The following is an 18771-nucleotide window of genomic DNA, read 5'->3' as shown; positions in this document are numbered from 1 at the left end:
ACGCGCTGAAGGGGGATCTGCTCGAAGCGGCCATCGCTGCTTCTCGCTTCCCCGGGCCCATACGGCGACCGGGGCGACCTCCTAGAGGTCAAGGTGCGTGGCCTCTGTCGCGCCATGAGCGAGAAAGCGAGAAGTTCATGACCGCGAAACATCGTCAGGAAGAGCATGTCCTCCCCCGTCCCGTCGGCCCGCTGCCCGACTATGCGCTGGCCCGCGCGCGAAATACGGCCGCCGAGAAGCTGACCGAAGTCTTCGATCTGAGCACCGAAGCGGCTGCATGCGTTGCGGATGCGGTGGTCGATCCGGCGGAGCTGCGTAAGTCCATCGAGCACCCGCTCCGCACCGCCGTCCCGGGTGGCACCTTGATCGCGCTGCGCACCGAGCTCTGGACCCGAAAGGTCCTGCCTGATCCGCGTAACCCCCGCCTGGGACCGAAGCGTCGACATCCGTTCGCCGTCGAGCCGGGCACTGATGAGGAGAGTCGGTTCGCACCGGTGCCGGATCCGACCAGTGATGGCGTCAAGCCCGAACTCTACGTAGGCGTGGAGTCTCGTGAGCACCTGACGTGGGCGAGCGTGCAAGCCAAGATCCACGTCCTGGATATGAACGACTGGCGGCAATCGATTCGGAGCCAGGGTGTCATGACTGCGGTCCAGGTCGTCGCTACGGAGTACCAGTACAGCGACGGGGCGCCCGCCTTGTGGGCGGTCACCACGGCAGAAGGTTCGTCGCGGGTAACCGCGACCCACGACATCCTCGGGGTCGTCTCCGTCGACAGCGTCTACGATTCGACTGACCGCGTCCTGCGTACCCACATCAAGCGGGTGAATGAGGCTCTCGAGCGTGGCAATGCGCAGCCCAAGGACTACGAACAGATCCGTTGTGAGCGCGTCCCCGCCGAGATCATCGTCGGGTTCGAGCCCCATCGAGGTGTCAGTAACGATTTCGCAACGGCTGTGAAGTCGCTTGTGGCGCTCCGTCACGTCGACCCTCCCCGTGAGTGGGGCGAGGGGCCTGAGAACGAGAGCCTCGCTGATGGGTGCCTCTTCGAGCTGGAACGCCGCGGCCTCATCACGAATCTGAAGCGGCGGTGGCTCGCCGCTGCAATCACGCGAGCTCAGGCCGAGGCGTCTCATCTGTCGGCAGACCCGGCGATCCGCGCGGCCGAGATCGTGCGCGTCTTCACCCACGACGACGCGGAGCACCGCGACGCGCTGCGCACGGCGGTAACGGCGCAGTCCACCCGCAAGCGCATCTCGCCCAAGCTCCTCATTCGTCTGGCAGCCGCTCTGATTGTTCGAGGCATTTCGGAGGACACGGCGAAGATGGATCGCAGCCGCCGCTACCTGCAAGACGGCTACGGTGACGCGGTACGTGGTAACGACTGGAAGCCCACGCAACGATCGGCTGACGAACTGCTGACGGCAGCGCTCAACGAACATCGGGAGGATCCTGGACCGTCCAATTCGCCGCTCGGCCCGCATCGTCTCGAGCTCGCCGCTCGATCGGCACTGCCGCTGATCGCGAAGGGTGTGCTGTTCGGCGACCGAGGCACGACCAGCAACAACCAGCCGGATCGACGGAGCCCCGGTCAAGTCATCGACCGGATGGTCCGCGAGGAAAAGGGCATCTGTCAGCTTCACCGCGCACTGATCGACTTCGGGGCCGGCGAGCCCATCCGTGTCGTCGACGAGGCCGGCAACGTGGTTCGGGGCACCGACGGGCAGGATCAGAAGGTCAACGACCACTACCTGCGCGCAAACTTCTCGCCGGCAGGCCAAATGCATGCGCCGACGTCGGTGGTCACGGCAGACCAGGAACTCGAAGCGGCGCTCGCGCACTTCGGCAATGCCGTGGTCGCGCTCGTCGCAGCCATGGACAAGGTCCAAAGCGTGGTGGGTGCTGGTGGCGAATCGCTCGTAGAGGAGAAGGGTGTCACGACCCTCCACACGAATGAATGGCGCAATCGTCTGCGCAGCGTTGACGATCAGGTGAGCCTCTGGGGAGCCACGTACTCGCGCAAGCACCGTTCGTTGGGAACGCAACCCAGCCACTTGCACCGGGGTGAAGGAGACGACAGCGTGAACACTGCGGACGAGGACGAGGACGACGAGGACGGGCGCGACAACAGCGAGGAGGAGTTCGAAGCCGAGGCGGTCACGGGCTCGTGACCCGCGGTCGCGCGCGCGGCGCCCCCTCTAGGCTCGAGGTTGACTCCCGGGTAGCAACGGGAGCGCGTCGAGCATAGATGCCTCCACCCGTGTGACGCGCCCCCTCGGGCGCGCCACACAGGCGGAAGGCCTCTGCGGCCGCAACCGTTTCCGTAACCACCTCCGCTCGTCCTCACGCCAGCGACCCCGCGGTCGTGCATCCGTCCCCTCGATCGCGGGGGCGACGCTTACGCTCCGCCGCCGGCGCAGAGCTCGTGTGGAACGAGCTCGGTCACCTGCAGACGCGCGTGGTCGGTCAGGTGATCGAGGACGCCGTCCGGCGCATGATGCGCCCCTTCGACGGCACGGGCTGTTCGAGCTCGAGCATGGCGTCGACAAGGGCAACGAGCCCGAGGCCGCGCTGTGCGCCTCCGCCGTCTCCGGACGAGAGCCGCCAGCCGGACCGCAATGGCGTCGTGGGCTATCGCCGCTCTTGCCGAGCGCACTCGCGTACGCCATGCGCGCTGTGCGCCTCGCTGGATGGCTTCACCTTGCACGCGGCGACACGCGCCGGCGCGCACCATACCGCGTCGAGGGAGGCGCTCTTGCGCTATGTCCTGAGACCGCGGAGCGCACAGGAGCGCGTCGAGCTGCAACAGGACGGCCTGGTGCGGCTGTCGCTCAAGTCAGGGCGGGTTGCGCCGATCGACGCGACGAGACCCGCTGCGGGGGCGTGGCGCGAAGGCGGAGCTTCGCCCAGACGCGGCCTCGGGTACGCCGCGTCGACACTAGGTCTCTTCGCGGTCCTCACCGTTCGGACGCGGGACGCAAGGATCACCGATACCCGCGTCTTTCGGTCCCAACCGCCAGCTTCTCCCACCGGCGGCGGTGTGGTAGCTACCGTTACATGGTCGAGCTGCCTACGACAGTCGAAGAGTGGATGGCACTTCCTGAACTGCCTTCTGGCCGGTACTTAGTGGTGAACCTTGGGTGGAAGGAGGCGTCCATCGCGGAGTGTCGCGCGGCAGGTGTTCCAGGTCTGCCTCCGCGGCGCGCCGGCGAAGAGGGGCTCGCAGTGCGGCTGCCAAACGTCACGGTAAACGAACAGGCTGGCACGCGCGTGTATCGCTTAAACCTGGACTTCGGTCCGATCGTCAAGGCCATGTTCGAAGACGCTGGCAGGTGGTACGCAATGGGACGCCAACTTCTACCGGCGCACTACACGTTCGGTATGAGATCGGACGGGGCGTACGCCTTGCCAGACGGCCCTTCACTACCGCCGCGCAACATGAGTCGAAGATAGTACCGCATTTCCACATTGATGCTCATCGCAGCCCCACTCCGAACGTCGAAAATTCTATAGATTCCCGAAACCTGACGGCGTCACGCAGCGCGCTGATGGCCTTTGTGCGTCGCTTGTAGAGCGTAGAGAGAGGTAGCCCTGCGTCTTCGGCTATCTTGGCCATAGGGACTCCGTTCAGGTCGTGTGCTACGAGCACAAAGCGCAGCTCCGAATCGAGCTCGTTCACTGCGTCGATGGTGCTGGTCCTGATGTTGTCGCACTCCATCACAGCAGCAGCGTCCGGCGCTGGATCGAGCACTTCGATTAAATCGACCAGCTCCTCCCTGCGGTGCTGCGCGCTCTCGTGGTAGTGCGAGGCAACGTGTACGGTGATCGCGTTCAACCAGCGTTCCGGCCTGCCGCGCCTCGGATCGAACCTGGGCCAGCTCTCCCAGGCGTTGAGCCAGACTTGACCTGCGACGTCGCCACGATGGCACAGCGGTACTCCCAGCCTCCCCAGCCAGCGCCGCACGGCACGAACCAGCGTCGGGCAAAACAGGCGCGCGAGCGCGGCAGCGCACTCGTTTTCATTCGGCGGACGACACATGGATTCACCCCCCGGGGCACTCTCCCGTTATATGATGATGGCTCGCCAGTGCACCTGTGCGGTACGGGTCAGCGGTCTTCCCCGCAGATGGTCCGCTACCAAACGGAGGCGTCAGCCGCAGCTGTTCCGCTGCCGGAGCGGTGCCATCCTCGCCAGCATGCTCCTGAGGACGAGCAGCGTCGGAGCATCCTTCAAGCGGAGCGCTCTTCGCAGTTGCTTTCTTCCACGCCCCAAGCGATGCTGAATTGTGTTGGGATTCTGGCCATGCTCAGCCGCTATCTCCTCAGCAGTGTACCCCAAAGCGGAATCCGCCACGGCGTCGCGCAGAGGCGGATCGAGCCGTTCCAAGCCGCGGAGGCTGAACCGCGCCTCCACCTGTTCGGATGGCGGCGGCATGTAGCCATCCATCGCCGGATGCGTGTACGAGGCGCGGCCTTTTTCCCACTGGTGCTGGTGTTCCCTGTAGTGCGTTGTGTGGTGCCATGTGACTACGGACAGCCAGCGCCTCACCGCCTTCGTTGCCGACAGGCGCTCGCTCGCATAGAACCCACCTGCCTCGACGCTTCGCCAAGCAGAGAGAAGAATCTCCTGCATCACGTCTGAACGGTCGCACTCTGGAACCTTGAGCCGACGCAGGTTGTCCCTGATCATGGAACTGTTTCGCACGATGGCTTCGAATGAGACGCGCGTCCCCGATCGCTTGCCCATCTCCTCTGAACGCAAGAGGCGGCCGCACTCACCCATGGCTCCCTACTCCTGGAAGTGTCGTGTTCAGCGACGAGCGCTCAACGTTCTCCCAATCCGATCCGCGTACCGGACTGGACCCACCTTCGTCGCGCCGTAGCGGGAAGCTCGTCAGCGTGGCCGCGCGACGGGCGAGCTCGGCGCCCACCTCCGCGCGAGCAGGCAGCGGCGACCGCAGCCGCGGCTGTGGAGGCGGCGGGAGCTTCGCCCGCGGGCTCCTGGCCGCAAGCTCGGGCGACGTGACCACGGGCGGAGGAACATCGAGCGCGCGAGGAGGTACCGTAGGCGGAGTCGGCGGCACCGGGCTCGGCGCCGGTGACGACGCGGGACACGCCGAGCTCTCGCGCTTGCTGACGGGCTCGCCGAGCTGGATCACCACGGTGGCCTCTGCGTCCGCCCGGTAGTCGTCGTGCAACCGCCACAGGCGCTCCCAGTACCGCGCCGGCGCGCCCGTGAAGGCTTCGAGCTGCCGCGCGAGGCCGGGCGTTATCGACAGGTCGCTCCGCAGCAGCCGCTCCACCTCCCTCGGCTCCAGCCCCGTGCTCTCGGCCAGTTTTCGCTTCCACGCAGGGGTCGTCGCGCAGAACGACTCGATGACCCTGCCTGGCCAGGGGACCGGGCGCGCGCGGGCGTCTGTCAGCTCTGCGAGCGCGGCGTCGACATGACAATCCAGAAGGCGCCGGTATCGGTCCCGCTCCTCCGCTGCCTGCTCCTTCGCATCGGTGAGGGCCGACGTCTCGTCATCATGCGCGTGCTCGCGCGCCTCGCGAAGCCCGCGTTCGCGTCCCAGCGCTTCGCGCGCCGTGATCGCGAAGCCGATCGCGATGCACGATATCATCGCGAGCCCGAGCGGCGAGACTAGCCACATCGCAGCTAGCATGTCCTCCATGAGTTTCTCCTCCTCGACGTGAGTATTCCTGTCCGGCGTAAGGCGGATCTCGGCCTTGTGCCGCCCCGACGACAGCGCCGTCCTCACCGCTTGCTTGGCTGCCGATCGACAGTTGACGATTCAGCGGATTTGTATCAGGAGCGCTTCACGCTCCGCAGCGAGCTGACCTTGCGGGAACTCGCGTGCATGCGTCTCGAGCAATCGTCGCGCCTCGGCATCTGCGACTGCGCTATGGGCCTCGATGGCCCTTCGGGCCTCGTCGATGAGGCGCTGCTCGCGCTCGTTGACGGCTGGGACCACGGCGCGGACGGGGAGCGAGGTACGACGAACCGGCGCGCCTGACGGAACAGGTACTCGTGCGTCTCGGTCCTGCGCCGGCTGCGCGGTCTCCTGCGCGGCCGTCGCGGCTGCCACGCGCATCGGGAGTTGGGCCGGTGGCTGCGCGATCTCCTCCACGGCCGGTGCGGGAGCAGGGGCGCGCACCACCGCCGCCCGCAACCACGACTCCGGGCTGAACGAGTCCGGCAACGTCGCGATGACGGCGCCGGTCAGCACGACGACCGCCCCCTGCACCAGGATCTTGATGCCCAGGCGGCCGAGCTTGCTCAGCCACCCCTCTCGGGCGCGCAGGTTGAAGGCGAACGGGACGCATGGAGCGTCGTCCCATCCGCGCGAGCGTTGCCGCGCCTTCCAGCGTTCTACGGCCGCGGCGAGGTCCTCGAGCGCTCGGCGGTAGTGTGTCCTCACCGTCTTCGGCTTGAGCCCCAGCTCGGAGGCGATCTCGACGAGCGGCACCTCCTCGATCGCGTGCTTGATCAAGACGTCGCGGTACTTGGGGTCGACCTGGTTGATCAGGTCGCGGATGAGCTCCTCCCGCTGCTGCCTGCGGAGCATCTCTTCCGGAGTCGGGCACTCCGCCCAAAAGTCATGGTCGTCGAACGAGGTCAGGACTTCCCCCCGACGGCGTTCGTTCCGGACGTGGTTCCGCGCCTGGTTCAGGACGATGGCGGCACCGTAGGACGCTCGGGCCTCCCCGAGTTCGACGCGCAGATCCGCTTCGAGGCCACGCAGCAAGGCGTCCTGCGCAAGGTCCTCCGCGTGCCGCGCAGGGACCCCGAAACGCCGCGCGAGGCGCCGGAAGAACTCGAAGCCGGTAGGGGTGCTGCCTGGCTCGCCCATAACCGGTAGAACACCTGAGCCGCCTGCAGGGCTTCAAGAAAATGCAGGGCGGCTCCAGGGTCGGTCAGAGAAAGTGCGACATGTGGGTCCGCGCTGCGCGGCTGCACGAGCAGCGATGGCCGCATTCCCTGTTCGGGCGGTGTTTTTCTCCTCCGATCGGCCCGGTCATGCCAGTTTCAGTGCCGTTGACGCGCCACGGCTGGCGTAAGTACTGTCTCTGCATGCGTTTCGTTGCGCAATCGCTCTGGATATGGCTGATGCTTGGCGTCGCGATCGGCACTACGCATCCGGTTCGTGCGGAGGACCGCGATCCGGTCCCCGCACGAAATGACGGCTCGATCGTAAAGGACCATCTTCGCCGCGCCCGACGAGCTCGGGCATCGGGGAAGTGGACCGAGGCACACGCCGCCTACAAGGCGGCTTTCGAGGCGATCGACTCGACATCCGTTACAGAGAGAGAATCCGCTGAGGTCGCTGGAGAGCTGGGCCTCTGTGAGCTCAAATTACGCAAGTTTCGTGACGCAGCGGAGCACCTGGCTTGGAGCCTTGAGCGGCGCAAGGCCCTTTCTCCTGAACAGCAAAAGGGATTCGCGGACGGACTGGCCAAGGCCGTTCCGTTCGTCGCGACGCTCTATCTGTCGGTGGATCCGCCGGATGCCGAGGTGCTCATCGATGGCAAGCCCATCGGCCGACCCAGACGGACCTACACACTGTTCTTTGAGCCTGGCAAGCATATGGTGCGGGCCCGAGCACCGGGCCGTGAGGAAGGATCCCAGACGCTGGACGCGCAGGCGGCGACGGAGCCGACCATGACGATACAGTTGCCGCGCACGGCCGTGAGCAGCGCCAAGGAGGGCGCGCCCGCGGTACCGAAAACTGCGAGCGCATCGCGCGCGTTACGCCCGCAGGCTCACGGGCAGCCGGCGTCGTGGCCGACGACACTGCGAATCGCCGGGATCGCCGTCACGACGGCCACGCTGTCCACGGGCAGCCTGCTCATGATCCGGGCCACCAGTCTTGACGGCGATCTGAGCGAACGGCGCGACGGGCTCAACGGCGGTGCGACGGCGAGCGGGTCCAGGTGTTGGCAAGCAGCGGACCGCCCGGCGTGCGCTGACCTGCTCCGCCTGCGAGACGAGCGCAACCTGTCCGCGGGCGTGGGCACGGCCATGCTCATCGCCGGCGGTGTGATCGGGGCAGCGACCGCCGCGTCGTTCTTCACAGACTTGTCCTTCCTGGGGCTCACGCCGGCTGAGGATCGGATCCACGCCTCGCCCGTGGCGACCGGGCGAGAGATCGCCCTGATGATCGAGGGGCTGTGGTGAGGACATCGGGGGGCGAGCAGATGCAATCGAAGGAAGGCCGGCGCGTGGCGACGTCCGTCGTCGCCGTCGCGCTCTTCATGTGCGGCGCGAGCATGCTGACAGGGTGCCCGTACTCCGACCCTTGCTGGGAGGTCGAGGCGTGCGAACCCGATCCGGTGCCTCCGCCCGATCCCTGCGAGGGAGAGCCCGGCACGGCGCCGGCGCTGGATGAATGTGGGGTGTTCGTCAGCGAGCAGGGCGACGACAACAGCCCCGGAACGAAGGTTGCGCCGGTGAGGACGTTGCAACACGCGATCGGGCTCGCCGCGCACGGGCGAAGCCACGGAGAGGCAGCGACCCGGCGCGTGTACGCGTGCGGAGGGGAGTTCGCGGAGAGGATCTCGCTGCCCTCGGGGGTCGACCTCTGGGGGGGCCGTCGGTGTGAAGGCGGGGATTGGTCATATGAGGGATCATTCGGCGGGCCGGATCACCCGACGATCATCGCTCCACCGAGGGGGATCCCGCTGCGGGTCCTCGGGGTGGAGGGGACGGCGCTCGCGCGGGACGACACGGCGTCGGTGATCGCCGGCGTGCGCGTCGTGGCGGCGGACGCCTCGGCGCCCGATGGCAAGTCGTCGATCGCGATGGTTCTGAGCACGGGGGCCAGGGCGATCGTGCAGGACAGCGTGATCATCGCGGGCAACGGCAAGGACGGGGAGCCGGGCGGGGACGCGGATAGCGAGCGGGCGACGGACGGCATGGTCGGGAACGACGGCGCGGACGCCTGCACCGCAGACTCGCCGACGGGCGCCCTCCCGGTCGTGACCGTGTGCGACGACGGCACCGAGTCTATCGGTGGATATGGGGGCGACGGCGGGCTCGAGTCGGGGAGCGACGGGACATCAGGAATGCCGACACCCACGGGGATTTCTGAGCGCGATGGCCACGCGGGGCTCGGCGCGGATCTCGCGCGATGCAGCGAAGGGGGCGACGGCGCACACGGTGCCGACTCCGGTCGCGCGGACGGCGCGGTGGGCGTGGGCCACCTCGGCAAGGACGGATGGATTGGCGTCCGGGGCGAGGACGGGAAGCGAGGCGGCACCGGCCAGGGGGGCGGCGGCGGTGGCGGCAGCAAGTCGCGTGGGCCCATGGTCGCTTGTCGGGCAGGAGGCCTCCAGGGGGGTGCCGCCGGCGGCTCGGGAGGAAGCGGCGGCTGTGGCGGTCAGGGCGGCTATGGCGGCGGCTATGGCGGTGCGAGCATCGGGATCGTTGCGCTGGACGGTACGGAACTCACGGTCGCGGCCAGCGACGTGTTCACGGGCAAAGGTGGCCAGGGCGGGGTCGGCGGAACAGGCCAATCGGGCGGTGCGGGGCAACCCGGCGGCCACGGGGGGAAAGGTTTCGCGACGAACACCGGTCAGACGTGGGCAGCCTGCCGTGGCGGTTGGGGAGGCAACGGCGGTCGCGGAGGCGATGCCGGCGGCGGGCTCGGCGGCGCATCCGTCGGCATCGCCTACGTGGTGCCCAACTTCGCCATTCGACCCGGAACCAACATTATTGCCGGTCCCGCCGGTGATGGTGGCCTCGCGGGGAACGCCAGCCCGGAGGACGAGGCGGGCAATGGGGCGGACGGCCCGTGGGGGGAGCTCTATCGTTTCGGTGCGGCAAGCGAGCCGCCCCATTGACGCGCGCTTCGCGAGACGCGCCAGCGAGGGACGCCGATGCTCCGGAATTCCGCGATTCTCTTGGTCTCTCTTGTGCCGCTCGCCGCGGTCGGTTGCGGCACCGCGCCGGGGGTGAACGACCCTGACGGCGCGCCGCCGTGCGGCGGTCCATCGACGTGTGCAGGTGATCCGATCCCCGACTCGGTCTGCCTGGAGCATCTCGCGGCGGGGCGGGCGATGGACGGCTGCGGCGTGTTCGTCAACGATCCGGTTCTCGGCGGTGACGACGCGAACCCCGGCACGAAGGGCAGGCCGGTAACTTCCCTGCCGCGCGCCATCGAGCTGGCGCGCACCGGGCGCGGTCGCGTATTCCTCACTGGCAATGCTTTCGTGGAGTCCATCACGCTGCCCTCCGGGGTGGATATCTATGGAGGCTTCGACTTCCTGGAATGGGAACGGCATCGGGAGCTTGGAGATCCGGTGTACAACATGGCCAAGCTCACTGCCCCGGTTGGGCACATCCCGCTGACCGTCGAGCCGGCGCGGGCAGGCGACACCGGGGCTGCGGATGGCGTCTCGATCATCGATCACGTGTTCGTACGCAGCCCAAGGCATATCGGAATGATCGTTCGGTCGGGCGCCGCGGTAGAGATCATCGGAAGCTGGATCGAAGCCAAGCAGGGATTGAGAGGTCGCCATGGGGAGAAATGGCCGGGCCGGGCAGCGTCGGGGCCGGACGGGCAGTATGGGGGAGACGCGTGCTCCGCAGCGACGGTCCCGGGTGGGGCTCCGGCGGTGAACTCCTGCGAGGGAGGGATCCCGAGCGTCGGTGGCAAGGGAGGCGACGGGCTCGCCGACGGCGCTGGAGATGGGGAGGACGGCGAGCCCGTACCCCAGCCGAACCCCAACTACGATGGGGATGGAGGACGTGGCAACCTGGCAGACGGCGGTTGTAGCAACGGCGTCGCCGGGAGGAGCGGTATGGGGGGTGCCGCCGGCGTATCGGGCAAGGGCCGCGGGCGGATCGATGAGGCCGGATGGCACCCCGACAGCGCCGGCGACGGCGCCCGGGGGATGCCCGGCCAAGGCGGCGGCGGGGGCGGCGGGCGTCGCGGTGGGCTCGCGGCGTGCGGCGTGGCTACCAAGGGCGGCGCCGGTGGCGGCTCCGGAGGCGCGGGCGGCTGCGGGGGGCGCGGCGGCCGAGGGGGCGAGAACGGCCAACCGAGCATCGCGATGGTGGCGCTCCACGCCAAGGTGACGGTGCGCGATAGCATCATCACCGTTGGCGACGGGGGCAAAGGCGGCGACGGCGGGGAGCCGGAGGAAGGCGGCCCTGGCGGGCGTGGCGCTCCAGGAGGCGCCTTCGGGGACGGCATGTGGTCCTGCCAGGGTGGCAGCGGCGGCCTCGGAGGCGACGGCGGCTACGGCGGCCCCGGGCGCGGCGGCGACTCGATCGCCATCGCCTACCTCGACGAGGACCAGCTCACGTTGGAGGGGGTCACCTTCGAGATCGGGCTGCCAGGCCCGGGCGGCACGAGCTGGGATTGGTCGGGCGAGGAGATCACGGGGGAGGACGGCATCGCCGTCGAGACGCTTCGGTTCCCTGAATAAGTCAACGGAGAGGCTCTGTGACCAAGTACCGGTAGCGCGTTGGCGGCGCGTGCCCGGGCCTGCGGGACACCGCACGTGAGCCTGATATCAGCAAGGTGAACGGTCGCGCCGAGCTCCAGGAATCTTACATGCCGCCGCGCCGAGCCCGCGCTAGAGGAGCTCGCTTGAAAAGCACGCACTGGTGTTTCCGCCGGGCTGCGGGAGCGCGTCCTCACACGCACGCGAAGCTCGGTGCCCCCCGGGGCGATTTCGTACTGGTTCGGCCCTTCCCCGGGCGAATCGGCCGTAACGGCCGCCAATGGCCAGGGGCGTGGCCCCTTGCGGCTCCCGCCGGGGTCGACGATGCTGGGCGTGAGGCGGCGCCTACCCAAAGGCGTGAAGTAGGTCTTGTAGGCGCGGAAGACCCCGGACGGTTGGGAGGGGCAACCGTTAAGTCCGTGTTGGTTGGCGTGCCCCCTTCCGAGATCTCGATCCAGGCGTGGCCGAGCGGGTTGTTCGTCCATACCTGGGGTCGTCCGTGAGGCCGTAGTGTAAGCTGACAGCGCACGCGCCCGGGTCATGGTGCCGGCTTAGGTGCGACCTCTCTCCCCGCCCCCCTCCCGGGCGCCCGGTCCCCCCTCGCTCCCTCCCCCGGCGGCTTCGCAGCGCCTCGGCCGTGACGCTCCCCAGAGCTCCGCTCCTCGCTGCCCCCATCGGCCTCGCGCGGTGGTTTGCAGACGGCTTCTTTGCCGCGCGCCTGATGCCCGCCGACGAGCAGCCGTGAGCCTACGCTACCGCCCGAAGCGGCGGCCTGCCTGTCCTCCCTCGTGGTTCCGCGCGCACCTCACTCCGCCGGCGCCGCGCCTCTCGGCTCCACAGCGAGCTCCCCGAGCTCAAAACCACGCGCGCCGCCACCGCGCGCCGCTCGAAGCCGGTGGTCAGGGCCGCCCTGAAGCGCGGCGGCATCCGTCATCGATGTAGCGGACGCGCCGCTACTTGCGGGATGCCCTGCATGCGGTGATGAAGCGCGTCCGTTGCCTGCAGCCGAAGCCCTTGCACTCCCCGAGCGCAGCTCTGATGTATGGAGCTACGCCACACGTACGCCGTTGAACCCATCCAGCCGCATCACGAGATCGCGCTGGAAACCGTCGAGCGTCTACGATGTACTGGCACCCATGAGGCACACCACATCGTTTCGCAATGTCCTTCCGCTCGCCCTTGTCGCCTTGATGCTCGTTGGATCCGTCGGCTGCGGCGCCGACATTGAAGAGAACGACGGGGAAACACAACAGGGCGATGGCGCTGTGGAGGTCGGCCAGCTCTCGTCGAAGTTCGGGGCAGCAAACGTCCTGTTTATGGGTCTTTTAGACCCAACTAAACCATACGCGGAGCCACTTCACAGGAATTCGGAGAATGTCTTCAAGGATCTGTACAACAGCGACGTGAGACAGGTTCGTCAGGCTGCTTACCTTCGCAATATCAGCAAAGAGGATAGGCGGATTAGGGGGGTAGAGACCACCAAGGTCAACGTTGCAGCCCTGCGGAGCTCTGCCTATGCAGGAACGGATCTGTTCCTCATGATCCACCTAGCAAACTGCGACGATCCGACCAACGACTGCAACGATATCTACGCTGATGATCCGAGTATTGCCGGAGACAACTTCAAGAACCGCTTTCAGGCAATCTACGACGCGGCGAACCCGCTAGACGCCAATACGAATCAGCGGACGATCAACGTTCGGACATGGAGTATCAACGAACCCGACCTTGCGATGCCCAAACGACCTAGGCATGCCGCGTATTTCTATAAGGCGGCGCACGAGGTGCTCAGTAATGCTGAAAATGAATGCGTAGGCTGCATACTGGTCGCGGGGGAGCTCAGCAGTCCCATGGTAAAACAGAAAAGAAAAAAGAATGAGACGCCAAAGGAAAGGAGAAAGAGGTGGTGGAAGGTGCGCTGGCTGCATACCTACCTGAGAACTCTCAAAACGCTCGATCAGGAACCCAAGGAATTCGGGTTCCACCCGTACACCGACGTTAGTAGTGTACCGAGGAACAAATACAAGAGTCATAGACCGGTTGACGCCGAAACCTTCCAGATCCATGTTCAAAAGGAATTCCCGGACGCAAGGTTCTGGCTGACCGAGGTGGGCCGCGTCCTCCACCTCGAGAAATATAAGGCTTGCGAGAAATGTGGCTGGGCCTCTGGCTGGTTCGTGCGAAACACGCTTGGTACGATGCCTCTCGTTGACCGCGTCTACTGGTGGGACATGGCGACGTCACAATGTAAACAAGGGAAGGGCGACGAAGATTTCTGGGATTCGGCGCTGGCAGATCATCACGGAAGATACCGTGCGATGTATTATGGATTGATGGGTTACTCGTGGAAAGAGGCAAATCTTCGTGCCCAAGGAGAACCCGGACCATGGATTGATGTTCGTCCCAGAACTGAGAAGCCGCTCCGAAGGTGCCCATAGCACGGGCCCGATGGCTCGCGCACCGCTCGGCCGGCTCTCGGCCGACGAGGTCCTCGAACCGTTCCACGGCCAGGCACGGGCGGCGCACCACGAGGCACACGACCGCGGGTTTTCTCCCGCCGGGAAGCTGCGCGGCACAAGTTCCCGCGGACCGCGGCGCCGTCCGGCGGTGCATGAGCGCGCCGAGAGCGTTCGCGGGGCTCGCCTCTAGGCGAAAGGATCATCTCCTCCAGGTAGAAGCCTGCTGCTGTGGGGCTCATTCGCCCGATGGAGCCACTGACGCCCGAGGATAGAGCGTTATCGCGCACCATCCTCGGCACCTTCGGCGACGAGAACGATCGCGTCTTGCTCCTGGCCATCGCCGAGGGCGCAGCGCCAGGCTCGGGCTCGTTGGGGTGGACCGTCCTCGAGCGCGCGGCGCGCGCCCGCGGCTGGCTCCGGCGCCATGCGGAAAACCGATCCCCTGCCGCTCGGGGTGGGACGGCTCTTGTTCGCGCGCTCGACCTAGGCGCTGTTGCGCTCCGCCACGCTCGACGCCTGCGGCGCGCTCGTCCGCGATGGCGATCGCTTCGAGCTCGCCCTCTGGCACGGCAGTGAGCTCGGTCGGACGTCATCGGAGGCGTTTGCCTATGGCCGGTCCGCTTGCACTCTCCACCAATTCCATCCTGTCGAGCACGTCTAAAGCGGAGCTCATCGCCGCCCAAGAAGACGTGCAAGCGAACGCGCTCGCGACGTCGCTCGTTAGCGCGACGACCGCGACCGGAGCCAAGGGCGGGACCACGACCACCGAGTGCGCGCGCCGGGGCGGCCAGCTGAGGATCTTCCGTACCGGGGTGGCCAGGCGTCCTACGCGAGCGCCACGGACGCGTCACGGCCAAATCCTGCTGCTCGCGGCGCGGCTCGACGCGCGCGGGCGCTGGTCGCGTTCTGCGCGACGCGCCTGCCGTGGCTCCGCCTCCGTGTGGCCTCCACGCGCGGCGCCAACGGAGCGCGCGAATAGCCAAATCGAGCCCTTCGCAACCGCCCGTTTTCGGCCCCTCAGCGGCGCTTCCTAGAACACCTAAGCTCGCGACATGACGAGGTTCCTTCCCGGGCGCATTCGCGGGTAAATTGGCACGAATCACCTTCGGGCCAGAATTACCATTTCGCCCTCGTTTCGGCAGCATTAATCACGGTTGCTCGCGAACCCAACGCGAATGGAGGTACGCCATGACACGAGCAGCTCTCGTGCGTGTATCGGCACCGCTTGCTCTTCGTCAGGCTGGCCACGGCACGTGCGTGATCGAGAGGGCATTCCCGGAGGTGCCCGCCGGAGGCTTGGGCAGCCCTAAGGGGCTCGCCCAGCCCACGACGACGACGGCAACGGCGACGCTCGCGATCCCGCTGGACGGGCTCACGCTCGCTGCGCCGCAGCCGGAGATGCTCTCACAGAAGAACGTCGAATCGGTCACGGGCATCCCGGCACGCGTCTTCCTTTCCCTTGCGGGTCGCGAAGCTCGGCAAGCTGCCCCTTGTCCAGCGCAAGGCGTTCCTCGCCTACCTTCAAGCGCTGGCCGGCGACCCAGTGTCGCGCCTTGACGCAGAGGCGGATGAGCGCACGCGCGTTGCTGCCGTGTTGGCAGCTGCGGGCCTGGAGCCCGTCCCGTGCGCACGCACCGGCCGAGCGGGCGCTCCTCCCGGCGTAAGCGGTAGCAGGCTCCCGCGGAAGCACAGCGGGCTCGTCCGGCGCTGAGAATGCTGGACGCACCCCTTCATCGGACCCCGACGCGATCGGAGACCAACCCATGACCGATCTCGCCCAGCGGTGCCGGGCGCGTGCCAAGCGCTCGCCTTCGCTCCCTGCCGCGTCCCTGCCCGCACCGTCGTCCGCCGAACCAGCGGGCGCCCTGAAGCCGCTCCGGCGGGCGCCCGTCGTCGTCCGAGGAGATTGCTGCGCCCGACGCGGATTGGCCGAGCCCGGTGAGCTTGACGGAATGCCCGAAGCCGGCCGCTCCCGCCGCCCGGAAACCAACGGGCAGCGATGCGCACCGAACGGCGTGGGCTCCGTCCGGCTGTGCGGGAGCATCTGGCCCGACCAGCCTGCCGACGTGCCGGACCGAGGACGAGACGCGCGGCTGGAGGTGCTCGCCGAGTATGCCCGGGCGCTTGAAGACCGCCAGAGCTCATTGCCAACGATGGGCGCCCCGCGAGCGACACCGCACGGAATTGACGCAGTTTCGTTGGCAGCGTGCGCCGATGTGCGATGGAGATGATGTGATGCCGCCGATGAACCCCACCGCCACGGCCCGGCCACGCCCGCGATTGCAGCCGGTCCCGGCGCACGTCTCGGCGTCGCCTCCGGGCGGCACCGCGGGGCTGCTCCGAGATACAAAATTGACCCCTTCGCGCCCCCAGTTTTGGGCCGCCCTGGGGCGCCTTCGAGAACACGTAACCCCGCAACACGACGTGGTGTTTTCCCAGGAGCGTACCGAATGTATCTCGTCAAGAGATACATTCGGCTCCGAGATACGTTTTCGGGCACCTTGCGGCCGCGTCGGTCACGGTTGCGCACGAACCCAACACGGATGGAGGTATGGCATGACACGAGCGGCTCTCGCGCGTGGTTCGGCACCGCTTGCGCTTCGTCAGGCTGACAACCGCGCGCGCGCCATCGACAGAGAGAGCCTGGAGACGCCCGCCGGCGGATGGTCCAGCCCGAAGGTGATCGACGGACCAGCGGGGGCGACGGCAACCGCGACGCTCGCGATCCCGCTGGACGGGCTCACGATCACGGTGCCGCAGCCGGAGATGCTCTCGCAGAAGAACGTCGAGGCGGTCACCGGCATCCCGGCGCGCGTCTTCCTCGACACGATCCGCGCGCCGGGCTTTCCCCTGCTGGTCATCAAACTCGGCAAGCTACGCTTGGTCCAGCGCGAGTCGTTCGTTGCGTACCTGCGAGCGCTGGCCAGTGAGCCGGCGTCGCGTCGCACCGCCGACGCGGATGAGAACACGCGGGTTGCCGCCGTGCTGGCCTCTGCCGGGCTCGAACCTGTTCCGCAGCCGCCCACCGGCCGAGCGAGCGCCCGTCACGCAGATGCGAGGCGTGCTAGGCTGGCGCTGAAGTAGAGCGGGCCCGCTCGGCGCTACCAACGCCGGACGGGCCCTTGATCGACCCCCGGACAAGCGGAGACCGATCCATGACCGACGTACCCCAGCGGCGGGCGCGCGCCAAGCGGTCGCCTGCCCTCCCTTCATCGTCCCCCTCCACTTCCGCGTCAGCCGACCCGCGTCCGCGTTCGAGCCGCTCAAGCAGGCGCCCCTCGCCGGTCACGGAAGCAGCTGCCCCCGGCGTGAACTCGCCGGCGTCGGCGATCTCGGTGGAGCGCCCGCGGGCCTCAGCGCGCACGACGGTAGCGGGAAAACGCGCCAACGGTTCCGGCTCCGCCCGGCTCCGGGGAAAAACGTGGACCGCACGCCTCAGCCTCGGCGAGGCCGGTCGACCCACGTTCAGCTTGCCGACGTGCCGCACGGAGCAAGAAGCTAACGCGAGGCTAGAGGTCCTGTCCGAGCTTGCAGGGCGACTGCTCGCCGCCGGTCAGATCGTGCTCGGCCTGCCGCTGCTAGAGCAGGCTGCCGCGCGCGAGGGAACCGCGCTCCGTGACGTCCGGCTCGCGATCGACCACCTGTGCAGGGGCGAAGCGCGCGCCCGCGCCTCCGGGGAAACCACCTTCGCCGAGTTCGCCGAGCGGGTTGTTTCGGGAAAGCTGGCTGAGCAGTATCCGGATCATGTGAAGGCGATTCGCCGCCCGGATCTTTATCGAGGCAGGCTAAAATATCTACTCGACGTACTCGGCCCTGTTCCTCTCGTGCGCCTCACGCTCGACCATGCGGACCGTGCGATGTCCTTGCTGCCAAGGCATCTGGGGACTGGATCGCGTCGAAATATCGCAGGTTTCATTCACCGTATCTTGGCGCTGGCTGCATATCCGGCGCGCCTCATCGCCAGTAACCCCTTGCCGCGCGGCTGGGCTCCTAAGGCAGACGCCGACAAAGCAAAAGGATACTTGTACCCTGACGAGGATCAGCGCCTCATAGGGAGTACATCGATCCCCTTATGCTTCCGGATCTATTACGGCTTCCTCATTCGCGAGGGAATGCGAGCCGAAGAGGCCGGACAGCTGGAATGGTCGGACGTCGATCTCGAGCGCGGCGCAGTGGTTCTCGACGAGAACAAGACCGACGATCCCCGGGCCTGGGCGCTCTCACCCGACGTGGTACGCGCGCTGCGGAAGTGGCGCGAGGTCTGTCCGGACAAGGTGCGCGTCTTCGTAGGAAAGTGGGGCTGCAACTCTTTGCCGGGGCAGAACGGGGCGGCGCGCTTCAGAGACCACCTTCGACGCGCGGGGATTACTCGGCCTGAGCTGTTCGAGACCACGGATTCAAGACTGAACATCCGCCTGCACGACACACGCGCAACCTTTATCACCATCAAGCTCGCGAACGGCCGCACAGAGACGTGGATCTCCGACCGAACCGGGCATAGGTCGAGCGGCCAGATCCACCACTACAAGCGCGCCGCGCGCAAGGTCGCGGAGCTCGGCTTGAGCGACTTTGCCCCCTTGGATGAGGCGATCCCCGAGCTGAGGGGCAAGGGAGGCTCGGCAGGCGCAGACGAAGCCGTGCGCGCGGCACCGGAAGCACGCGCGGCGAACGAAGCTGACTCCGCGTCGCCCGGCCAGGCGCCGGCCGCCTGCGAGGTTGCCGGGCCCCTCGAGGCCGACCTTGAAGCGCCCGAAAGCGGCCGGTTGGGCCCGCGTTGGGCCACACCGGAAGTTAGCGCGGTCGAGCATCGACCCGAACCAATTGAAATCGTTGACCTTCATGCCGATCGCTCCGCGGCACCAGG

At 67.3% G+C, this 18771-nt stretch carries 12 protein-coding genes and 1 pseudogene; 7 read left to right on the top strand and 6 right to left on the bottom strand.

Annotated elements, in window-relative coordinates:
• The first annotated feature begins 137 nt into the window (after positions 1–137).
• Entirely contained in the window at positions 138–2171 is a 2034-nt protein-coding gene (locus WME76_RS12575; protein WP_437960374.1) for a hypothetical protein, read from the top strand.
• A gap of 1304 nt (positions 2172–3475) precedes the next feature.
• On the opposite strand, the gene WME76_RS12570 is transcribed toward WME76_RS12575, so the two are convergent.
• The 4 genes from WME76_RS12570 to WME76_RS12555 form a co-directional block, all read right to left on the bottom strand.
• On the bottom strand, positions 3476–4039 hold the full coding sequence (locus tag WME76_RS12570; protein ID WP_437960373.1) for a sigma-70 family RNA polymerase sigma factor: 564 nt from the start codon (positions 4037–4039) through the stop codon (positions 3476–3478).
• 111 nt (positions 4040–4150) lie between these two features.
• Complete coding sequence (locus WME76_RS12565; RefSeq protein WP_437960372.1) at positions 4151–4783, bottom strand: RNA polymerase sigma factor; 633 nt, start codon at positions 4781–4783, stop codon at positions 4151–4153.
• The gene (locus tag WME76_RS12560) at positions 4776–5759 is read right to left on the bottom strand and encodes a helix-turn-helix transcriptional regulator (RefSeq protein ID WP_437960371.1); all 984 of its coding nucleotides are present in this window, start codon (positions 5757–5759) and stop codon (positions 4776–4778) included. The genes WME76_RS12565 and WME76_RS12560 overlap by 8 nt, the downstream gene beginning before the upstream one ends.
• A gap of 33 nt (positions 5760–5792) precedes the next feature.
• Positions 5793–6851: an RNA polymerase sigma factor gene (locus WME76_RS12555; RefSeq protein WP_437960370.1), complete on the bottom strand. Its 1059-nt coding sequence runs from the start codon at positions 6849–6851 to the stop codon at positions 5793–5795.
• A 221-nt stretch (positions 6852–7072) separates the two neighbouring features.
• Here WME76_RS12555 and WME76_RS12550 point away from each other — a divergent pair, with 221 nt between their 5' ends.
• The 4 genes from WME76_RS12550 to WME76_RS12535 all read left to right on the top strand — a co-directional run bounded on the left by WME76_RS12550 (position 7073) and on the right by WME76_RS12535 (position 13886).
• Positions 7073–8176, top strand: a complete 1104-nt coding sequence (locus WME76_RS12550) for a hypothetical protein (RefSeq protein WP_437960369.1) — start codon at positions 7073–7075, stop codon at positions 8174–8176.
• Positions 8177–8196: 20 nt separating this feature from the next.
• Positions 8197–9840, top strand: a complete 1644-nt coding sequence (locus WME76_RS12545) for a hypothetical protein (RefSeq protein ID WP_437960368.1) — start codon at positions 8197–8199, stop codon at positions 9838–9840.
• 36 nt (positions 9841–9876) lie between these two features.
• Complete coding sequence (locus tag WME76_RS12540; protein ID WP_437960367.1) at positions 9877–11430, top strand: hypothetical protein; 1554 nt, start codon at positions 9877–9879, stop codon at positions 11428–11430.
• A gap of 1154 nt (positions 11431–12584) precedes the next feature.
• Complete coding sequence (locus tag WME76_RS12535) at positions 12585–13886, top strand: hypothetical protein (RefSeq protein WP_437960366.1); 1302 nt, start codon at positions 12585–12587, stop codon at positions 13884–13886.
• A 1256-nt stretch (positions 13887–15142) separates the two neighbouring features.
• On the opposite strand, the gene WME76_RS12530 is transcribed toward WME76_RS12535, so the two are convergent.
• Entirely contained in the window at positions 15143–15343 is a 201-nt protein-coding gene (locus WME76_RS12530) for a hypothetical protein (protein WP_437960365.1), read from the bottom strand.
• Positions 15344–16463: 1120 nt separating this feature from the next.
• Between WME76_RS12530 and WME76_RS12525 the strand changes: the two genes are divergently transcribed.
• Positions 16464–16991: a hypothetical protein gene (locus tag WME76_RS12525; RefSeq protein ID WP_437960364.1), complete on the top strand. Its 528-nt coding sequence runs from the start codon at positions 16464–16466 to the stop codon at positions 16989–16991.
• Between the two features lie 494 nt (positions 16992–17485).
• Here WME76_RS12525 and WME76_RS12520 read toward each other — a convergent pair whose 3' ends face one another.
• Complete coding sequence (locus WME76_RS12520) at positions 17486–17653, bottom strand: hypothetical protein (RefSeq protein ID WP_437962251.1); 168 nt, start codon at positions 17651–17653, stop codon at positions 17486–17488.
• 111 nt (positions 17654–17764) lie between these two features.
• Here WME76_RS12520 and WME76_RS12515 point away from each other — a divergent pair.
• Positions 17765–18385 (top strand): annotated as a pseudogene (locus WME76_RS12515) (tyrosine-type recombinase/integrase); the annotation flags it as partial.
• Positions 18386–18771 lie beyond the last annotated feature (386 nt).

This window comes from Sorangium sp. So ce119, from assembly GCF_051524405.1.
Lineage (GTDB): Bacteria > Myxococcota_A > Polyangia > Polyangiales > Polyangiaceae > Sorangium > Sorangium cellulosum_G.
This window is presented reverse-complemented; position numbering and strand designations above follow the sequence as displayed.